Genomic DNA, 1,204 nt, shown 5'->3' with positions numbered 1-1,204 from the left:
TATTCCTGATTAATGGGAGGGGAAGCTGAAGAAAATGTATGTGTTTATAAGTAGGTAAGAGCAAAAAATCATACTATCTTGTAGGGGTCCGAAAGCGTGAGTATCAAGAGATACAAGCTAGTAGAGGAATGCTCTCACCCGCCCGACCCATGTCATGTTTATTTGTAACCACCTACTTAGCCGTTTTCAGTTAAGTGAAGTACAGATATCGGGTAGGGAGACGGTAATGCCTTTCGTCGTGTCAACTTAAAGCCCAAAACTAATAATAAATAGCGCATGGACTCGCCGAGAAATATGTCTCTAGCTATCTTAGACTATGCCGGAGGTGTTCTGAAATTAAGCGGACAACATGAGGAAATGATTGTGGTGCGCGCTGAGGGAAAATTGGAGTGCATAAATACGATGGATTTAGGCTTTCCCATTGGCTTAGTAGAAGAGATTGGCGAGTTTATTGCTTCTTCAGAAGTGCAGTTAAATCCAGGGGATGTGGTGGTACTTTATACTGATGGAATTCCTGAAGCTTTCGATATTAATAAAGCGCAGTACGGATTAAAGAGGTTGTGGCAAGTGGTGGTTGAAAATCGTCAGCGCTGTGCCCTTGAAATTCGGGAAGCTGTAATTAATGATGTGTGGCAGTATATTGGCACTATGAAGGTTTTTGATGATATTACTTTGGTGGTGATGAAGCAGAAATAGTGTTAAAACCCCCGTGAACACTCGGCGGTTGAAATTGGGGCTCTTTAGGGGGGAATCCCCCAACGGTTCCCAGCGGGCATTGCCGCTACTGTAGAAACTTTCGTCCAAAAGAAGCGGAGACTGAAAAATAAAAATGGCCGCTTACCAAGGGCTTCCGATCATGGTGAAACTACTCCAGTAGTAAGGATGAGAAAAATTTTGGTTTCCTTGTTGTAAATTAGCAGGTAAATTTAACTGGCCGCCTGTTGTTACTAGGTGTCCGTTTTCGGACCGCACTTTACCGGACATTATTGCTTGTTGAGCCAGTTGCAAAGCGGATGCCTTAGTTGTGGCTCCTCGCAACTGGTGGTAAAATTCGCTCATCAGCGCCAAAGTGCCTCCATCGTCAACATACCACAAACTGCCTAAAGCAGATTTGGCGCCGGATTTTACTGCTAAACCTCCAAAACCTAACTCTGCGTCCCGATCGCCCAAGGCTGTTCTGCAAGCACTTAATACTAACAAGTCT

The 1,204-nt window shown here is 44.4% G+C and carries 2 protein-coding genes; one reads left to right on the top strand and one right to left on the bottom strand.

Translation table 11 applies throughout. The features are described 5' to 3' along the window. Positions 1 to 294 precede the first annotated feature (294 nt). Positions 295 to 696, top strand: a complete 402-nt coding sequence (locus tag ACUVJL_RS40350) for a PP2C family protein-serine/threonine phosphatase (protein ID WP_445250961.1) — start codon at positions 295 to 297, stop codon at positions 694 to 696. A 141-nt stretch (positions 697 to 837) separates the two neighbouring features. Here the strand turns inward: ACUVJL_RS40350 and ACUVJL_RS40345 are convergent. Further along, positions 838 to 1,204: CHAT domain-containing protein (locus tag ACUVJL_RS40345; protein WP_445250960.1), on the bottom strand; the 367-nt coding region annotated here is incomplete at its 5' end.

The organism is Microcoleus sp. OTE_8_concoct_300, from assembly GCF_031383065.1.
In the GTDB taxonomy this organism is placed as follows: Bacteria; Cyanobacteriota; Cyanobacteriia; order Cyanobacteriales; family Microcoleaceae; genus Microcoleus.
This window is presented reverse-complemented; position numbering and strand designations above follow the sequence as displayed.

Bases quoted from the DNA above. Each gene is read 5' to 3' on its own strand.
- ACUVJL_RS40350 (WP_445250961.1), top strand. From the start codon at position 295: ATGTCTCTAGCTATCTTAGACTATGCCGGAGGTGTTCTGAAATTAAGC.